General features: G+C 67.6%; 20 protein-coding genes. 8 read left to right on the plus strand and 12 right to left on the minus strand.

The genetic code is table 11. The features are described from left to right. Positions 1-200 precede the first annotated feature (200 nt). Together ABFX45_RS16600 and ABFX45_RS16605 are read left to right on the plus strand one after the other, a co-directional pair. Entirely contained in the window at positions 201-665 is a 465-nt protein-coding gene (locus ABFX45_RS16600) for a peptidase inhibitor family I36 protein (RefSeq protein WP_109633968.1), read from the plus strand. A gap of 88 nt (positions 666-753) precedes the next feature. Next, on the plus strand, positions 754-1149 hold the full coding sequence (locus tag ABFX45_RS16605) for a peptidase inhibitor family I36 protein (protein ID WP_109633971.1): 396 nt from the start codon (positions 754-756) through the stop codon (positions 1147-1149). 6 nt (positions 1150-1155) lie between these two features. Here the strand turns inward: ABFX45_RS16605 and ABFX45_RS16610 are convergent, their stop codons facing one another. The 3 genes from ABFX45_RS16610 to ABFX45_RS16620 all read right to left on the minus strand — a co-directional run bounded on the left by ABFX45_RS16610 (position 1156) and on the right by ABFX45_RS16620 (position 3868). Next, positions 1156-2148 carry an ArsR/SmtB family transcription factor gene (locus ABFX45_RS16610; RefSeq protein ID WP_109633973.1) on the minus strand — a complete coding sequence of 331 codons (993 nt, stop codon included), beginning with the start codon at positions 2146-2148 and terminating at the stop codon, positions 1156-1158. 77 nt (positions 2149-2225) lie between these two features. After that, on the minus strand, positions 2226-3032 hold the full coding sequence (locus tag ABFX45_RS16615; protein WP_109633975.1) for an ABC transporter permease: 807 nt from the start codon (positions 3030-3032) through the stop codon (positions 2226-2228). After that, the gene (locus ABFX45_RS16620) at positions 3029-3868 is read right to left on the minus strand and encodes an ABC transporter permease (RefSeq protein WP_346130849.1); all 840 of its coding nucleotides are present in this window, start codon (positions 3866-3868) and stop codon (positions 3029-3031) included. The genes ABFX45_RS16615 and ABFX45_RS16620 overlap by 4 nt, the downstream gene beginning before the upstream one ends. Positions 3869-3912: 44 nt before the next feature. Here ABFX45_RS16620 and ABFX45_RS16625 point away from each other — a divergent pair, with 44 nt between their 5' ends. After that, complete coding sequence (locus ABFX45_RS16625) at positions 3913-4458, plus strand: TetR/AcrR family transcriptional regulator (RefSeq protein ID WP_109633980.1); 546 nt, start codon at positions 3913-3915, stop codon at positions 4456-4458. Beyond that, entirely contained in the window at positions 4427-5560 is a 1134-nt protein-coding gene (locus ABFX45_RS16630; RefSeq protein WP_346130851.1) for a cytochrome P450, read from the plus strand. The genes ABFX45_RS16625 and ABFX45_RS16630 overlap by 32 nt, the downstream gene beginning before the upstream one ends. Here ABFX45_RS16630 and ABFX45_RS16635 read toward each other — a convergent pair. Then, a complete protein-coding gene (locus tag ABFX45_RS16635; protein ID WP_346130853.1) occupies positions 5547-6686 on the minus strand; it encodes a polyamine ABC transporter substrate-binding protein in 1140 nt (379 codons plus the stop codon). The genes ABFX45_RS16630 and ABFX45_RS16635 overlap by 14 nt on opposite strands. Next, complete coding sequence (locus tag ABFX45_RS16640; RefSeq protein WP_346130855.1) at positions 6679-7818, minus strand: ABC transporter ATP-binding protein; 1140 nt, start codon at positions 7816-7818, stop codon at positions 6679-6681. The genes ABFX45_RS16635 and ABFX45_RS16640 overlap by 8 nt, the downstream gene beginning before the upstream one ends. Before the next feature lie 156 nt (positions 7819-7974). Here ABFX45_RS16640 and ABFX45_RS16645 point away from each other — a divergent pair, with 156 nt between their 5' ends. Continuing rightward, positions 7975-8232 carry a DUF2631 domain-containing protein gene (locus tag ABFX45_RS16645; protein WP_109635199.1) on the plus strand — a complete coding sequence of 86 codons (258 nt, stop codon included), beginning with the start codon at positions 7975-7977 and terminating at the stop codon, positions 8230-8232. Here the strand turns inward: ABFX45_RS16645 and ABFX45_RS16650 are convergent. Beyond that, positions 8229-9134 (minus strand): NADP-dependent oxidoreductase, encoded by a 906-nt coding sequence (locus ABFX45_RS16650; RefSeq protein WP_346130858.1) that lies wholly within the window; start codon positions 9132-9134, stop codon positions 8229-8231. The genes ABFX45_RS16645 and ABFX45_RS16650 overlap by 4 nt on opposite strands. A gap of 97 nt (positions 9135-9231) precedes the next feature. On the opposite strand from ABFX45_RS16650, the gene ABFX45_RS16655 reads away from it, so the two are divergent. Beyond that, on the plus strand, positions 9232-9600 hold the full coding sequence (locus ABFX45_RS16655) for a winged helix-turn-helix transcriptional regulator (RefSeq protein ID WP_109635200.1): 369 nt from the start codon (positions 9232-9234) through the stop codon (positions 9598-9600). A gap of 15 nt (positions 9601-9615) precedes the next feature. Here ABFX45_RS16655 and ABFX45_RS16660 read toward each other — a convergent pair whose 3' ends face one another. Next, positions 9616-11190 carry a serine/threonine-protein kinase gene (locus tag ABFX45_RS16660; protein ID WP_346130860.1) on the minus strand — a complete coding sequence of 525 codons (1575 nt, stop codon included), beginning with the start codon at positions 11188-11190 and terminating at the stop codon, positions 9616-9618. 137 nt (positions 11191-11327) lie between these two features. Here ABFX45_RS16660 and ABFX45_RS16665 point away from each other — a divergent pair, with 137 nt between their 5' ends. After that, a complete protein-coding gene (locus ABFX45_RS16665) occupies positions 11328-12521 on the plus strand; it encodes a ricin-type beta-trefoil lectin domain protein (protein WP_346130862.1) in 1194 nt (397 codons plus the stop codon). A 37-nt stretch (positions 12522-12558) separates the two neighbouring features. On the opposite strand, the gene ABFX45_RS16670 is transcribed toward ABFX45_RS16665, so the two are convergent. Both ABFX45_RS16670 and rlmN read right to left on the minus strand, forming a co-directional pair. Next, the gene (locus ABFX45_RS16670) at positions 12559-13206 is read right to left on the minus strand and encodes a hypothetical protein (RefSeq protein WP_346130864.1); all 648 of its coding nucleotides are present in this window, start codon (positions 13204-13206) and stop codon (positions 12559-12561) included. A gap of 44 nt (positions 13207-13250) precedes the next feature. Beyond that, positions 13251-14357: a dual-specificity RNA methyltransferase RlmN gene (gene rlmN / locus ABFX45_RS16675; protein ID WP_109633995.1), complete on the minus strand. Its 1107-nt coding sequence runs from the start codon at positions 14355-14357 to the stop codon at positions 13251-13253. Positions 14358-14434: 77 nt separating this feature from the next. On the opposite strand from rlmN, the gene ABFX45_RS16680 reads away from it, so the two are divergent. Then, positions 14435-14938: a PadR family transcriptional regulator gene (locus ABFX45_RS16680; RefSeq protein WP_346130866.1), complete on the plus strand. Its 504-nt coding sequence runs from the start codon at positions 14435-14437 to the stop codon at positions 14936-14938. Position 14939: 1 nt separating this feature from the next. On the opposite strand, the gene ABFX45_RS16685 is transcribed toward ABFX45_RS16680, so the two are convergent. From ABFX45_RS16685 to ABFX45_RS16695, 3 genes are all read right to left on the minus strand, one after another. After that, the gene (locus ABFX45_RS16685; RefSeq protein WP_346130868.1) at positions 14940-15917 is read right to left on the minus strand and encodes an aldo/keto reductase; all 978 of its coding nucleotides are present in this window, start codon (positions 15915-15917) and stop codon (positions 14940-14942) included. A gap of 173 nt (positions 15918-16090) precedes the next feature. After that, on the minus strand, positions 16091-16267 hold the full coding sequence (locus tag ABFX45_RS16690; RefSeq protein ID WP_346130870.1) for a hypothetical protein: 177 nt from the start codon (positions 16265-16267) through the stop codon (positions 16091-16093). 188 nt (positions 16268-16455) lie between these two features. Then, the gene (locus ABFX45_RS16695) at positions 16456-16791 is read right to left on the minus strand and encodes a hypothetical protein (RefSeq protein WP_346130872.1); all 336 of its coding nucleotides are present in this window, start codon (positions 16789-16791) and stop codon (positions 16456-16458) included. Positions 16792-16862: the final 71 nt, after the last annotated feature.

The following is a 16862-nucleotide window of genomic DNA, read 5'->3' on the forward strand; positions in this document are numbered from 1 at the left end:
TCTCAAACTACGAGACGTCCGATGTCCGCGCGGCACGCTGGAGTATCGAACTCGCGCGACGAAAGTTGACGGCTGGACCACCTCAGCGGTTGATCCCCAGCCACGTGGAAGCGTTTCGACCAGGTTCGAAGGACCCTCCCGGCCCATGATCGTCTCGGCATACTTCGCGCCCTGCACATCAATTTCTCTCAGGGGGAAAAATGAGAAAAGCGTTGTGTGTGTTGTTCGCGACCGTCATGGCGATGTTGACGTTGCTGGGGAGCGCGTCGGCGGCGGACGCGAAGCCGACCGAGATCAACCTGGGCAGCCCCGTCGAGGTGGGGGCATCGGCGCAGCACGACGCGTCGGCTCTGGCCTTGTCGTGCGGTGCCGGCAACCTGTGCGTGTGGCCGGTCGCCGACGGCAGCAGCAGCCGCTGCAGCTGGGGCAGCGCCGACCCCGACTGGTGGGGCGGATCCGTCAGGTGTTCATGGTCGAACTCCCGCGCCGTGCGCGCCGCTTACAACAACGGGCAGAACACGTCCTACACCAGGGTGTGCCTGTACCCGGGCGCGAACTACACCGGCAGCGTCGCCTACTACGTCTACCGGGGCCAGCAGCTCACGAACTGGCCGAACGTGATCATCCGCTCCCACAAGTGGGTCACCGGCACCACCTGCTGGTGATCAGCTGACGACTGAGGGCCATCCGGCGGTGTCCTGATCGGACACTGCCGCGGTGGCCCTCAGCCGCATTCGTCTTCCAGGGGAAAACATGAGAAAAGCGTTGAGTGTGCTGTTGGCCGCCGCCTTCGCACTGTCGTCGGCGGGTACCGCGTCGGCGGAACCGCCAGTCTCTGCTCAGGCTTTGTCCTGCGCCGCCGGCAACCTGTGCGTGTGGCCGGTCGCCGACGGCAGCAGCAACCGCTGCACCTGGGCGGAGAACAGCCCCGACTGGGGCAGCGGCCCGGTCAGGTGTTCGTGGTCGTCGTCGAGGCGGGTGATGGCCGCCTACAACAACAAGACCGACTCGAGATATGTCGGGGTGTGCCTCTATTCGGGCACGTACTACCGAGGCGACACCGTCCATTTCATCCCTCCGCGCCAGGCCGTCACCTGGCCGGCGGGCGTGATCGTCCGCTCCCACCGGTGGGTCACCAGCACGTGCTGACCGCGTTCACCGATCGGCGGCGAGCACCCGCAACCCCAGCGGCGTGATCAGATGCCGCGCGAAGTTCTCCTCGCGCTCGGTGGCGATGAGACCCGCGTCGCGCAGCACGCCGGTGTGGTGGCTCACCGTGGCGGGGGCCACCCCCACCTGCTTCGCCAGCCTGGTGGTGGTGCTCCCGCCGACCACGGACCGCAGGATCGAAGCCCTGGTGGCGCCCAGCAACGCCGTCACGTGGTCACCTCCCGCACGCCCGCCGGACAGGAGCCGGGACTCGGTCCGGATCGGAAACGCCAGCACCGGGCGCAACCGCGGATCCGCGAGCGCCACCGGGTGGTGCAGGGCGAAGTAGCAGGGGATCAGCACCAGTCCCCTGCCGTCGAGACGCAGATCGCGATCGTGCGGGTAGTCGACGGCCAGCACGGGCGGATCCCACCGGGCCGCCGGGCCGAGCGCGCCCAGCAGCGCTTCCGGGCCACCGTTCAGGTACTGCTGGATCCAGGGCGCCACATCGGTGCACAGCCCTTCCTCGATCGTCGGCAGGTGCGGCTCGATGACGGACCTGAAGTAGACGCGGAGAGCGTCGCGGAGCTGCCGGAGCGCGGCGGATCTTCCTCTGGCGAGGTCGTCCAGCCAGCTCGCCCCCGGACCGTCCGCGGGACGGATCCGGTCGATCTCCTCACGCAGACGTCGTGGCGGCGTGGAAAGAACCGCGTCGGTGCACTCGTCGATGCCGGACGTGTCCTCTGGCGGTGTGAGGAGATCGGGGAAATAGGCGGCGTGCGGCGCCACCGTCAGAAGCGTGCGCAACGCCGTCCTCAAGTCCGCGTCGTGACCGGCGAGCTCGCGAACGTGGCGGCGCCACGGAGCGAAGAACAGGTCACCGTCTTTGTGCTGCAGGATCTGGGCGCTGCTGACGATCTCCCACATCAGATCGGTTTCCAGTTTGATGCGGGTGCGTGCGATGTCCAGGTCGGTGAAGTGAATGCGCAACTGCGGCATGTCGCCCCCCAAGAGCTGCCGGTGTCACACCTCGGAAGTCGACCGGCCGGGGACGGAGATACCGCCCTGGCTCGAAGTTACGCCAGCTGCGCGACGGATCCCGCCTTACGCGCGCGCCAGGACGCGACCATCACGCCGATGATCAACAGCAGCGCGGTCGCCGTCACCATCAACGTCGACAGCGCGACGATCTCCGGCGAGACACCTCGCTTAGAGGCCTGCGCGTAGACGAACACCGGCAACGTCGTCGACCCGACACCGGTCAGGTACGAGGAGATCACCACGTCGTCGAACGACAGCAGGAACGCGAACGCCGCACCGGCCACCACCGCGGGGGCCACCAACGGCAGCGTGACGGTGCGGAAAGCGACGGACGGCGAAGCTCCGAGATCCGCGGCGGCCTCCTCCATCCGAACGTCCATTCCGGACACCCGCGACCGCACCACGACGACCACGAAGCTCAGCGAGAAGGCCACGTGCGCGAAGAGCAACGCGCCGAACCCGAGTGGAATCCCGGCGATCTTCACGAAGAACCCCAGCATCGCCACACCCATGACGACCTCGGGCACCACGAGCGGCAGCGACAGCAGCACCGTCCAGACCCCGCGACCGGGAAACGCCCTGCGCAGCCCGAACGCCGCCAGCGTCCCGATCACCGTCGAGATCACGGCGGACGCCAGCGCCAGCTGCAGCGTCAACCGCAACGACTCCAGCACGCGTGTGTCCTCGAACAGCTCGGCGTACCACTGCGTCGACAGGCCGCTGATCCGGCTGAGCGACCGCGACGAGTTGAACGACGCGATCGCCAGCCACGCGATCGGCGCGTACAGGAACACGAAGACCAGGGCGGCAACGAGCCCGAGGGCCCACGGGCGGCGGTTCACAGCACGTCCTCCCCACGCCGCCCGCGCAGGATCAGCACGAGCACCACCAGCACGAGCAGCAGCACGGCCATCGCCGAGCCCAGCGGCCAGTTGTTGCCGCTGCGGAACTGGTCGTCGATCACCGAACCGAACGTCGACTGGTCGACCCCGCCGAGCAGCTTCGGCGTCACGAAGTCACCTGCCGCGGGCACGAGCACCAGCAACGAACCGGCCAGCACGCCGGTGAGCACACCGGGCAGCACCACGCGGAAGAACGTCGACGTGCGCCCGTGACCGAGGTCGTACGACGCCTCCACGAGCCGGAAGTCGAACCGCTCGCACGCCACGTACAGCGGCAGGACCATGAACGGCAGGAAGCCGTAGGTGAGCCCGAGGATCACGGCGCCGTGCGTGAGCAGGAACCCGCCATCGCGGTCCAGGCCCACCCATCCGAGCATCGTGTTGACCAGGCCCTCGCCGTCCAGCAGCGCCTTCCACGCGTAGATCCGCGCGAGGTAGCTCGACCAGAACGGGATCAGCACCGCCGCGAGCAGCACGGTCCGGTAGCGGCCGCCGTGCCGCGCGATGAACCACGCCAGCGGGAATCCCAGCAGCAGACAGGCGATCGTCGTCGCGCCGGCGTAGACCAGGGTCCGGCCGAAGATCGGCAGGAACGCCGGGTCGAGCGCCGTCAGGTAGGCCTGCGTCGTCCACGGCAGCACCGCGCGGGCGACGCCGGTGTCCCGCGTGGCGAAGCTGAACTGGACGACGATCGCGAGCGGCGCGATCAGGAAAATCCCCAGCCACAGCCCGGTGGGCGTGAGCAGGGCGTTGGCCTTCAGCCAGCGTCGTGACACAAACGCAGATGATGCCATGTGAACATTCATGTACCGTTGCGAACATGAGTGTTCACCTCCTGCAAACGGCGACGTCAGTGCTGCTGAAGGACCCGACGGCGTCGCTGGGTGACGTCGCGAAGGCGGCAGGTGTCGGCAGGACCACACTCCACAAGCGCTTTCCCACCCGCACGGCACTGATCCGCGCACTCGCCAACGACGCGCTGGACCTCGTCGAGTCCGTGATGTCCCAGGTGGACTTCGAAGCGGACGACGCGATCGAGGACCTGGTGACGCGGCTTCTCGCACTCGGCCCGCGGATCGAGTTCCTGATGCGCTTTCCCGGACTGGAGCGGGACGAGGAGCTGGCCGTCCGGCTCCTCGCGATGGACCCGCCGCTGCTCGACCTGATCACCCGGCTGCAGGGCACGCGCCTGCGCCGCGACCTGCCCGCGTGGTGGATCCTGCACAGCCTCTACGCCGGGCTCTACCTCGCCTGGGAGTCGATCGACGCGGGTCGGCTGGCACCGCTCGACGCTCCCCGGTTCGTGCTGTCCACGCTGTTCGAGGGGGTAAGTGATGTCGATCGTGCATCTGACCGGCCAAGATGACCCGTATCCGGTCTACGAGGCGATTCGCGCGAAGGGGGCCATCGCGGAAGACGGCGGCATGTTCATCACGACGTCGCACGCGGTGTGCAACAAGGTCCTGCGGGACCGCCGGTTCGGGGTGCGGTTCAGCGACGGTTCCCTGCCGGCGATGAACAGCGTCGGCCTGGCGCCGCCGTCGTTCCTCGAGTCGGACCCGCCCGACCACACGCGGCTGCGCAGGCTGGCCGCGCCGGCGTTCAGCCCGAAGATGATCGACTCCTACCGGCCGCGCGTCGAGAAGCTCGCGGAGTCGTTGCTGGACAACGACTCCATGGATCTCATCGAGGGGTTCGCGACGCCGTTGCCCATCATGGTCATCAGCGATCTGCTCGGAATCCCTGACAAGGACACGAGGTCGTTCGCCGAGTACGGGATGCTCGTCGCGAGCAGCGACACCGCGCAGTCGCCCGGGCCGCTCAACCAGGCGACCGGGCGGATCACGGCGTTGTTCGAGCGGCTGATCGACGAACGCAGGCGCGGGCCGGGGGACGACGTGATCAGCTCGCTGGTCGCGTCCGAGGGCGAGCAGAAGCTCACCGTGCGGGAGCTGATGGGCACGCTGTTGTTGCTGCTGGTCGCCGGGTTCGAGACGACGGTGAACCTGATCGGCAACGGCACCATGGCGTTCCTGGACCACCCGGACCAGTGGGACCTGCTCAAGCGCAACCCCGACCTGGCACCCGCGGCGGTCGAGGAGGTGCTGCGCTGGGCGCCACCGGTGCACTACACCGGCCGCGTGGCGCACCAGGACGTGCCGGACGTCCACCGCAGGTTGAAGCGGGACAACGGGATCTACCTGGTCCTCGCGGCGGGCAACCGCGATCCGGACGTCTACCCCGACCCGCACCGGTTCGACATCACCAGGACCGGGCAGCCCGAGCACCTCGCATTCTCCAGCGGCATCCACTACTGCCTCGGTGCGTCGCTCGCCCGGATGGAGGGTGACGTCGTCTTCCGCGTGCTGGCACGGAAGTGGCCGCGCATCACGCAAACGGCGGCGGCCACGTTCCGCGACTCCACGACGATCAGGGGCTTCGCGTCCCTGCCGGTCAGCCGGTCTTGACCTTCGTCCAGGCGTCGGCGTACTTCGCCTCGACGTCGCCGCCGAGGTCCTTGGTGATCGGGAGCTTCTTCAGCTGGTCGTCCGAGGGATAGACCAGCGGATCGTCCAGCAGCTCCTTGTCGATCAACGGCTTGGCGGCGGCGTTGGGGCTGCCGTACCGCACCGCGTTGGACAGCGCCGCACCCGTTTCCGCACCGAGGATGAAGTCGATGAACCGGTGCGCGTTCTCGGCGTGCGGCGCGTCCTTCGGGATGACGAGGAGGTCCACGTAGGACAGTCCGCCCTCGGTGGGGATGGCGTAGGCGACGTCGTCGTTGGTCTCGCGGGCCTGGAACGCGTCGCCGGAGTACGCCTGCGCCAGCCGCACCTGGCCCGAGGTGAGCGGCTCGATCACGTCGGAGGTGATTTGCCCGAGCTTCTTCTTCAACGACAGCAGGAAGTTCGCCGCGTCGTCGATCTGCTTCGGGTCGGTGGTGTTCGGGTCGTGGCCGAGCTTGAGCAGACCGAGCGCCATGCCGTCGCGTGCCTCGTCGAGGATCGTGCTGCGCCCCTGGGCGTTCGGCAGGTCGTAGGCGGAGAACCCGGTGACGTCGCCGCCGATCTGCGACTTCGAGTACGCGAGCCCCGTGGTGCCCCAGGCCCACGGCACCGAGTACCTGTTGCCGGCGTCGTAGTCGGCCTCGACGAACCGCTTCTCCAGGTTCTTGAGGTTCGGGATCGACGAGTGGTCGAGCGGCTGCAGCAGGCCGCTGCGCAGGAACCGGCGCAGGAAGTTGTCGCTCGGCACGACCAGGTCGTAGCCCGCCTGGCCGGACGCGATCTTGGCTTCCATCTCGTCGTTGGTGGAGAAGTTGTCGTAGGTGACCTCGATGCCGGTCGCGGCCTTGAAGCCCGGCAACGTCTCCGGCGCGATGTAGTCGGTCCAGTTGTAGAAGTTGAGCTTGGGCTCGTTCTTCAGGTTCGTGGCCTTCGCGGCGGTCGAGGAGCCACCGCTGTTCGTCGGCGCCTCACCGACGCCGCAGGCGGCGAGCGCGAAGAACGTCATCGAGCCCAGCATCGTGCGCCGGGTCACCCGCGGGCTGTCGACGTCCCACAGCCGGGCGATCCGAACCTTCTCGTCAGTCATCAGCCTTCTCCAGCAGCACGGTGAACTCGGGATCCCACGCCATCCGCACCGGCTGCCCCGGCGCGCCCGCGTCGTCGATGCGCTGGGCGTTCTGCACGAACGCCACCAGCTCGCCACCCGGGGTATCCACGACGAACTGGGTCGACACACCCGTGTAAACCACGTCGTGGACCACGCCCTGCAGCACGCACCAGCCCGTGGGCGGCTCAGCGGTCTCGTTGAAGAGATGCACCTTCTCCGGGCGCACGGTGGCGGAAACCTTCTGGCCGTGGCTGACACTGCCGGAGAACTTCGCGCGCAGGTTCGTGGCGCCGGGAGCCGTCAGCGCGGCGAACTCACCGTCCACACCGGACACCTCGACGTCCAGGATGTTGGACGTGCCGATGAAGCCGGCGACGAACCGGGTGGCCGGCCGCTCGTAGACGTCCTCCGGGTAGCCGACCTGCTCGATCTTGCCCGCGTTCATCACGGCGATGCGGTGCGAGAGGACCAGCGCCTCTTCCTGGTCGTGCGTGACGTAGAGGAACGTCGTGCCGACCTCGCGCTGGATGCGCATCAGCTCGATCTGCAGCTCCTTGCGGAGCTTGGCGTCGAGGGCGCCCAGCGGTTCGTCCAGCAGGAGCAGCTGCGGCCCGGCGGCGAGCGCACGGGCGATGGCGACACGCTGCTGCTGACCACCCGAAAGCTGCGCAGGCCTGCGTTTGGCGAACTGGGACAGCCGCACGAGCTCGAGGTGCTCCCCGACGCGCTTCTTCAGCTCGTCGCCGCGGATCTTCTTGCGCTTGAGCCCGTAGGCAACGTTGTCCCACACCGACATGTGCGGGAACAGCGCGTACGACTGGAAGACGGTGTTGACGTCCCGCCGGTACGGAGGGACGCCCACCATGTCGTTGCCGTCGAGCTCGATGCGGCCCTCGTCGGGGTCGACGAAGCCGGCGATCATGCGCAGGATCGTGGTCTTGCCGCAGCCGGACGGGCCGAGCACCGAGAAGAACTCGCCCTCGTGGACGTTGAGCGAGACGCCGTCGACCGCCACCTGGTCGGAGAAGCGCTTGCGCACCCCGTGGAGACCGATCTCGACGGGGGCGAACGTGTCCGGGGTGGAGGCCTCAGCGGGAGAGAAGCCGGTCAAGTCGAGGCGCCTTCAGAGATCGGATGGGTGTGTCCGCGCCGAGCGTAGACGCCGCACGACCCCGCCGGTAAGTCGTGCGCGCGCGACCTCACACATCCGTGCTCACTCACATGTGCGACGATGACCTCGTAATCCGGATGAGCAGTGGAGGAAACCGTGGCTTCGTCCTCGGAACTGGACAAGCGTCCTGCCGTCGACCCTCACGAGGAGCCGTCGCACGAGTGGGGCTGGCACGGCACGCTGCCCAAGGGCACCCGGATCGCCGGCTGGCTCTCCGCGATCTTCTGCTTCCTGATGCTGATCGGCAACCACCACGGTCAGACCGAGAACATCTACCTCGTCGTCACCGGTGTGGTCATCATCGCGCTGCTGGTGTGGGACGCCGCCCGTCGCAAGACGTCCTGGCGCCGCTAGAGCGTTTCGAGCACGATCTTGCCCTGGGTGCGGCCCGTCTCGCCCAGGGCATGTGCTTTTCCGGCCTCTTCGAGCGGGAACGTCGCGTCGACGTGAACCCTGAGCTCACCGGATTCGACGAGCGCGGCGATCGCCTCCAGTCCCGCCCGGTCGGGCTCGACCAGGATCGGGCTCGTCCTGATGTCGTCGCGGATCGCGCTGTCCACTCCGGACGGGACGCCGACGAACAGGCCCCCTCCGCGCACCGGGGCCGGTGACGCGCCGCCGACCAGGTCGACCAGCACGTCGACGTCGGTACCCGCGTAGACGCCCTTCGTGTAGTCGATCACATCGTCGGCGCCGAGGTCCTTCAGGAACGCGTGCTTGGGCTCGCGCGCGGTGCCGATGACGTACGCGCCGCGGGCCTTCGCGATCTGGACCGCGAGGTGGCCGACGCCGCCCGCCGCGGCTGTGATCAGCACTTTCTGCCCCGGCTGCACGTCAGCCGTGTCTTTCAGGATCTGCCACGCGGTGAGCGCGGCCAGCGGCAGAGCGGCCGCCTCGACGTGGGTGAGACTCTCCGGCTTCTTCGCGAAGTGGCGGGACGGCGCGGTGACGTACTCGGCGTAGGCGCTCGCGGCGTGCGGGAAGCGGGGCATGCCGTAGACCTCGTCGCCGGGCTTGAGCGTCGTCACACCGAAGCCCACCTCCTCGACGACACCGGAGACGTCCCAGCCGAGGACGAGCGGCATGGTCTGCAGACCGGCCATGCCGCCGCCCGCGCGGGTCTTCCAGTCGACCGGGTTGACTCCGGCCGCGTGCACCCTGACCAGCACCTCCGTCGGCAGCGGGGCTGGCTTGGGCAGGTCGGTGAGGGTGAGAATTTCCGGTCCGCCGAACTCGTTCTGGGTGATCGCTCGCATGCGCACCAGCCTCGGAGATCTGGTCTCTGTTGGCAATCAGGCACTACTTTGTGCACTAGGTACCTGGTAGAAACTAGGTGTGATCAGGGACGTTTACATGAAGATGTGCCCGTGCCGCGACCTGCTGGACATGGTCGCGTCGAAGTGGACGGCGCTGGTCATCGGTGCGCTGGAAGACGGGCCGAGGCGATTCGGTGAGCTGAAGCGCCGGTTGGACGGCATCAGCCAGAAGATGCTCACGCAGACGTTGCGCACGTTGGAGCGCGACGGGCTCGTCACGCGCACGGTCTACCCCTCGGTGCCGTTGCGCGTCGAGTACGAGCTGACGGAGCTCGGGCGCAGTGTCACCGAGCCTCTGGCCGCGTTGCGGTCGTGGGCGCAGCAGAACTACGAGTCGGTCGCCGAGGCGCGGGAGACGTTCGACTCCTCCGAGCCGCTCGGACTGGAGCCCGCCACGGCCCGGTGAGGACCCGGCCGGCGATCACGGGATCACCCACCCCTGCGTGAACTCCGTTTTGTAGCCCTCGCAGCCCTCGTGCAGCGAGTCGAAGTGGTGGCCACCGGCGTTGCAGCGGTACAGCTTCACCGTGTGCACGTCCATTGGCGGCGCGGTGAAGACGTAACCGAGCAGGCCGTTGTCGTAGATCGTCTGACCCTCGCAGTTGGCCGCGGAGGAGGTCATGCGGTCTTCGGAGTTGTTGATCTTGCAGGAGTACACCGGCTTCGTGTTCGACTCCGGGTTCGCGAGCAGCTTTCCGAGGTAGCCGGGCTTCTCCTGGGTGAACCCCGCGGGCACAGGAAGACGCGAAGTGCCGCTGTAGTGCCAGCCGCTGCCGCTGATGTAGCGGGAGAACGCGAGCGTCTCCCTCGGGGGCTTCGGCTGCGCAGTGGTGGCCTGCGGCTGGTTCGGTTGCGTGGCCTGCGTCGGCTTCTGGCTGCTCGCAACCTGACTGCTGCTGGGGGCCGTGCTGCTGCTCGGCGCCGCACTGCTGCTGCTCGGCGCACTGGAGGCGGTGCTGCTGGTCTGCGACGCCGGCTGCTCGTTGCTCGCGCCCTGCTGCGCCGCTGCCATGCCCGGCGTCTGCGGCTTGATCAGGAAGACGGCGGCGAGAGCGATCACCACGACGGCTGCCGCCACACCGGCGAAGACGCCGATCTTCTTGCGCGACTTGGGCTTCTCGTCGTCCCACTCCTCACGCGTGACGGTCTGAGGCGCGACGTACGTGGTGACGGGTTCGATGACGACGGTCTGCTCGGACGGCGGAGCAGCCACCTGCTTGGTGCGGTCACTGAGCCGTGCTCGCAGCTGGGCCGCGGTGGGGCGCTGGATGTCGTCGTGGGTGAGCAACGCCATGATCGCGGCGGCGAGCGGGCCAGTGGTGCGTTGCAGCACCGGCTCCTCGTACATGATCGCATGCATGGTGGCCGCGGTCGTGTCGCGCTGGAACGGTGCCCGGCCCTCGATCGCGTGGAACATGGTGGCGCCCAACGCCCACAGGTCGCTCGCGGGCGAGGGAGGCTTGCCGGCGAACAGCTCCGGCGCCATGTAACCGGGCGAGCCCATGATGCCGCCCGTTGCCGTCAGACCGGGGTCGTCCATCGCACGGGCGATGCCGAAGTCGGCGAGCTTCACGCGTCCGTCGGGCAGCACCATGATGTTGCTGGGCTTGACGTCCCGGTGCACGATGCCCGCCGCGTGCGCCGCCTCCAGCGCGCTGAGGGTCTGCAGGCCGATGTCCGCGACCTCGTCCTCGCTGAGCGACCCGCGGGTCATGACCTCGGACAGCGTCGGCGCCTCGACGAGCTCCATCACCAGGTACGTGACGCCGTGCTCGACGATGACGTCGTAGAGGCCGACGACGTTCGGGCTGTTCAGGCGCCCTGCCGTGCGAGCTTCGCGCAGCACGCGCTCGGTCTCGGTGGTCCGCAGCTCCTTGAGCGCGACCTGGCGTCCGATGACCCGGTCCTCCGCCAGCCAGACGACCCCCATGCCGCCCCGGCCGAGCTCCCTGATCGTCGCGTATCTGCCCGCGACCAGCCTCGTCGGTTCCCCCACGACGCGGCATGGTAGCCGGACGGTCGCATCGGCCGGTTTTCTGTCCGGTTCTGTCCGCTGACAGAGCGTGCCCGTTTCGCTACCGTCGTCATTGGTCTAGACCGCTTCCCTGTTCTTCACCAGCAAGGCGGTCAGTCATGTCTCTTGGCGTTTTGCTAGCGGCGTTATCCCTGCTCAGCCCGCATGTGGACGACCTGCCCGACGAATTCCGGCGCCCTTCCGCCGAGGCGTCGATCCAGTCGGTGGTGTGCGACGGCGACGGCGTGAGCGGCAAACGAGTGCAGGCCGTCTACGTGCGCGGCGACCAGTCCGCGGACCGGTACCCGCAGCTCGTGGCCCAGTTCCAGACCTTCGCCGACCAGATCGACAACGCCTTCGTCGAGGCGGCCTCCAGGCTCGGCGGCGGCGTCCGGCACGTCCGCTTCGTGACCAACTCGGCGTGCCGCGCAACCGTGGACAACGTTGTCGTGCCGCAGTCGGCCATGTCCTCCCCCTCAGCCATCGCCGACCAGCTCGCTTCGAGGGGCTACAACCGGACCGACCGCAAGTACCTGTTCTGGCACGACTCCGCCGGCTGCGGCCTGGCCTGGGGCGCACCGGGCGACGACCGCCCAGGCGCCGACAACGGCTACAACTCCGGACCTTCTTACGCCGCAATGGGTACCGGCTGCTGGACGTGGCAAGCCAGCGCCCACGAACTGCTGCACACCCTGGGCGCCGTGCAACGTTCCGCACCGCACGCGACTCTGCACGGCCATTGCTGGGACGACCAGGACATCATGTGTTACAACGACGGCGGCATCCCGAACCCGCCAGGCGGCCTGGTGAACGTGTGCCCCGGCGCACCCGAGAACCAGCTCGACTGCGGCGGCGACGACTACTTCCACACCAACCCGCCCGCGGGTTCCTACCTGGCAACGCACTGGAACGTCGCGCGCAGCCAGTACCTGGTGTCGTCCGGTTCTGGCGCCATCGTGGGCATCGGCGGGAAGTGCGTTGACGTCAACGGTGCCGGCACCGCCGACGGCACGGCAGTGCAGCTGTGGGGTTGCAACGGCACGGGCGCCCAGCAGTGGTCACGCACCGGGGACACGTTGCGCGCCTTGGGAAAGTGCATGGACGTCAACAACTCCGGCACCGCTGACGGAACCGTCGTGCAACTGTGGACTTGCAACGGCACCGGCGCCCAGGTGTGGTCTCGTGTGGGGACGACGATGCGAAATCCCCAGTCCGGCAAGTGCCTGGCCGCGTCCGGTGGTTCGTCAGCTGACGGCACCCGGCTGGTGATCTGGACGTGCACGAGCGGTGCGAACCAGAACTGGCAGCTCTAGACGTACCGGCCCTCGCTCGCGTCTGAGCGGGGGCCTTTCACCTGTTGCCGACCCGGTGGTCGTCGCAGTACACGACGTGCAGCCACTTCCAGTGCCACTGATCTTCGGTGATCTCAGCGCAGCAGTGCGTGCCGGGGCTCTCGTGCATGTGCCGGGGACAGTCCTCGACCAGCTCCCGCAACGCCTGTCCCCCAACCTGGAACGCGGGCCTGCTCCCCACGACGAACACGGTGTCGGCCACGATCTCGCCCCGCAGCAGATCCCGGTTGTCCCGGTGGCGCAGCCGCTCGTAGTCGGGCTCCTCCTGGAGCCCCCGGCAGACCACGGTGTGCGGCCGCCCCACACCCCGCAGCCTGGCGCGCACCTGCTTCCACGTCGAGAGCCGAAACCCGAGGCTGTGGTGCAACAGCACCAGATCCAGCACCGGCCCGTCGCTCCAACGGCACGCGGAATCGCTCTGCCGCAACGGCAAGTACACCAACGTACGCGGTGACCGCATGCCGAACTCCCACGCCATGGCAATGCCAAGCGCGGATGCTTTGTCCACGCACGCCTCGACGCCCAGGTACCCCTCGTACAGCGGCGCGTGCGACAGCGGCCGGGCCGGCTGCACCACCCGGTACTCGTCACGGCCCAGCCGCACGGTGCTGACGAGCGTGCGCCAGCGTTCCCCTTCCAGCTTCATCGCGGGGAACGGTAGAGGTCGCCGACCGGCTTCAGCGACCGATTTCAGCCCTCGGCGGCGAGCTGACCACAGGCGGCCGCGATCTCCTGCCCACGCGTGTCCCGCACGGTGCACTCGACACCCTGCTCCCGCACCCGCCGCACGAACTCCCGCTCCACCGGCTTCGGCGACGCGTCCCACTTGCTGCCCGGCGTCGGGTTCAACGGGATCAGGTTCACGTGCACGAGCTGCCCGAGGTGCTTGCGCAGCTTCTTGCCCAGCAGATCCGCACGCCAGCCCTGGTCGTTGATGTCCCGGATCAGCGCGTACTCGATCGACACCCGCCGCCCGGTCTGGTCCGCGTAACCCCGCGCCGCCTCCAGCACCTCGGAGACGTCCCACCGTGTGTTCACCGGCACCAGCGTGTTCCGCAGCTCGTCGTCCGGCGTGTGCAGCGACACCGCCAGCCGCACCTGCAGCTTCTCCTCGGTCAGCTTGCGAATCGCCGGCACCAGCCCGACCGTCGACACCGTGACGGTGCGCTGCGAGATCCCCAGCCCGTCCGGCGCCGGCGCGGTGATGCGGTGCACGGCCTCGATCACGCGCTTGTAGTTCGCGAGCGGCTCGCCCATGCCCATGAAGACGATGTTCGACAGGCGACCGGGACCGCCAGGCAGCTCGCCGTCGCGCATGGCCGCCGCACCCAGGCGCACCTGGTCCACGATCTCCGCGGTCGACAGGTTGCGCTGCAGGCCGCCCTGGCCGGTCGCGCAGAACGGGCACGCCATGCCGCAGCCGGCCTGCGACGAGATGCACAGCGTCGCGCGGTCCGGGTAGCGCATCAGGACGCTCTCGATGAGCGTGCCGTCGTGCGCCCGCAGCAGAGTCTTGGCGGTGGTCCCCTCGTCCGTTGTGACCTTGCGCACGACCGTGAACAACGGCGGCATCAGGTCGGCCACCAGCTTGTCGCGCGTGGCGGCCGGGATGTCGGTCATCTCGGCGGGGTCGACGGTCAGGCGGCCGAAGTAGTGGTTCGACAGCTGCTTGGCGCGGAACGGCTTCTCGCCAAGCGCCGCAACGGCTTCCGCGCGCTGCGCGGGCGTGAGGTCGACCAGGTGACGCGGCGGCAGGCCGCGTTTGGGCGCGTCGAAGACAAGGGGAAGCGAGGTCATAGCACATCTAGTGTCCCACGAACTCAGCGTCCACAAGACCGTTGCATCGCGATAGATTCCGATATATCGTTAACGACATGATGATGAAACCACACCACAGGAACCACCACCACAGGCATCGCCACGGCCCCTTCGGGGGCGGTGGCAGGGGCGGCCGCCAACGGCGCGGCAACGTCCGCGCGGCGGTTCTGTCCTTGCTGGCAGAACGGCCGATGCACGGCTACGAGATCATTCAGGAGATCGCCAGGCGCACCGGCGGCGCGTGGAGCCCGAGCCCCGGCTCGGTCTACCCGACGCTGCAGATGCTCGCCGACGAAGGCCTCATCTCCCCGGAGGAAGAAGGAGGCAAGAAGTTGTTCACGCTCACCGACCACGGCAGGACGGAGCACACGGCCCCGCCCTGGCGCGACATCAACATCCAGCTCGACCCGGTCGACGGCGAACTGCGCTCGGCGATCCGGCTGCTCGGCAGCGCGATGGAGCAGATCTCCCACGCGGGCACGCCGGAGCAGAAGGCCCGAGCCGTCGAGCTCTACAACGAGCTGCGGCGCAAGCTCTACGCCATCCTCGCCGAGGAGTGACCTACCACCGGTCGTGCACGTGCGGCCGGATCAGCTCGTCGTACACCGCCGCGACGGCCTTCCCGTCCACCGGCTGCAGATCAGCGGCCCCTGAGTTGGCCCGAGCCTGCTCCACGTTGCGAGCACCGGGAATCACCACCGTGACACCGGGCTGGTCGATGATCCACCTGAGTGCGAACTGCGCCATCGTGGCACCCTCGGGAACCAACGGCCGCAACCGCTCGACGGCCTCCAGGCCGACCTCGTAGGGGACCCCGGAGAAGGTCTCGCCGACGTCGAACGCCTCGCCGTTGCGGTTGTAGTTGCGGTGGTCGTCAGCACCGAAAGTCGTTGCCTTGTCGTACTTCCCGGACAACAACCCGGACGCGAGCGGCACCCGCGCGACGATCGCGACCCCGGCCTCCGCCGCTGCCGGCAGCACGTCCTCGAGGGGCTTGAGCCGGAACGCGTTGAGGATGATCTGCACGCTGGCCACGTGCGGACGCTTGATCGCCTCCAGCGCCTCCTCGACCTTCTCCACCGACACGCCATAAGCAGCGATCCGTTGCTGCTCAACCATCTCGTCCAAGGTGTCGTACACCTCGTCACGGCTGTACACCGCAGTGGGCGGGCAGTGCAGCTGCACGAGATCCAACGTGTCGACACCCAGATTGCGGCGGCTCCGGTCGTTCCACGCGAGGAAGTTCTCCCGGTTGTACCCCTCCGTGGTCTGCGCCGGCAGCCGCCGCCCCATCTTCGTGGCGACGAACACGCCGTCGTCCTTGCGCTCCTTGAGGAACCGTCCGACGAGCGTCTCACTGCGACCGTCGCCGTACACGTCCGCGGTGTCGAAGAAGTCGACACCCGTGTCAGCCGCGGCGTGCAGCAACGCGAGCGCGTCGCTCTCATCCACCTCGCCCCAGTCGGCGCCGAGCTGCCAGCAACCCAGCCCCACGACGCCGACCTGGCGGTTCAACCTGCCTGCGATTCGCTTCTCCACGAACCAGAGCCTACGCGGGCCACCGGTCAGACACGTCCGATGTGCATCAGCAGCCGCCACCACTGATCGTCTTCATTGGCACCCGAGAGAGGTCGGTACTCCGATCCCAGAGCGTATCGCTCGAGGACCTCACCGAGGCTGTCGGCGAACTTTTCGAACACGTCGCTGTCCTGTCAGACGATTCCCTGGTCGGTAAACCCCCAGATGGTTCCATCCTGACGATTAATGAAGAGCGGATCCTCGTTGATCTTACCGAAGCAGAACCACAAGTCACGCCAAGCCGAACCGGAGCCCCCATCATCATCGTCGGCGTAGAACTGGTTCTTCTCGAACCGCTTGACGTCGTACACGACGATGCCCCCGAAGCTCGGGCCATCAGTAAGACGAAGCAACTCGAGGCACTCGACGGGAGCCTCCACCTTAGAGGTGCGCGAAGCCCTCTCTGGAACTACGCGCGTCGTCCACCACCGTCACTTCAGCGGAAGTGCCGACCGAGCAGCCGCCACTGCATACATTTAGTTCAACTCAAACCGCGAGATCAATCACCACGACGAATGTCCTTCGCCATCCTTCTCAACCGATGAGAAAGACTTTGTGAGATACCTCTGTCTTGAGAGGCCCGCATGATCGCAGAACGCACGGACTCCTTGACGTGCAGCTCGCCCTCTCCTATCTGGTCAACCCAATCGAGAGCAAGCGACATCCAGTACTCTCGCCCACTCGACAACGCCGACGCAACCACCAGACAGATAAACTCATCCACTTCTCCGAGCCCTGCAGATTCCGAGATATCCGACCAGGCCTCTTCAAGCTCCTCGTGCACTGACTGAAAGCTTCTCTCCAGCAAAGGCCATAGCCACACCGGATTGGCCATGTTCACCACAGACCTCGGTCCGTCTACTCCGCCAACCCATATTCCAGGCCGATCGGCAACGCCAATCCAGT

Source organism: Lentzea roselyniae, from assembly GCF_039537795.1.
Taxonomy (GTDB): Bacteria; Actinomycetota; Actinomycetes; order Mycobacteriales; family Pseudonocardiaceae; genus Lentzea; species Lentzea atacamensis.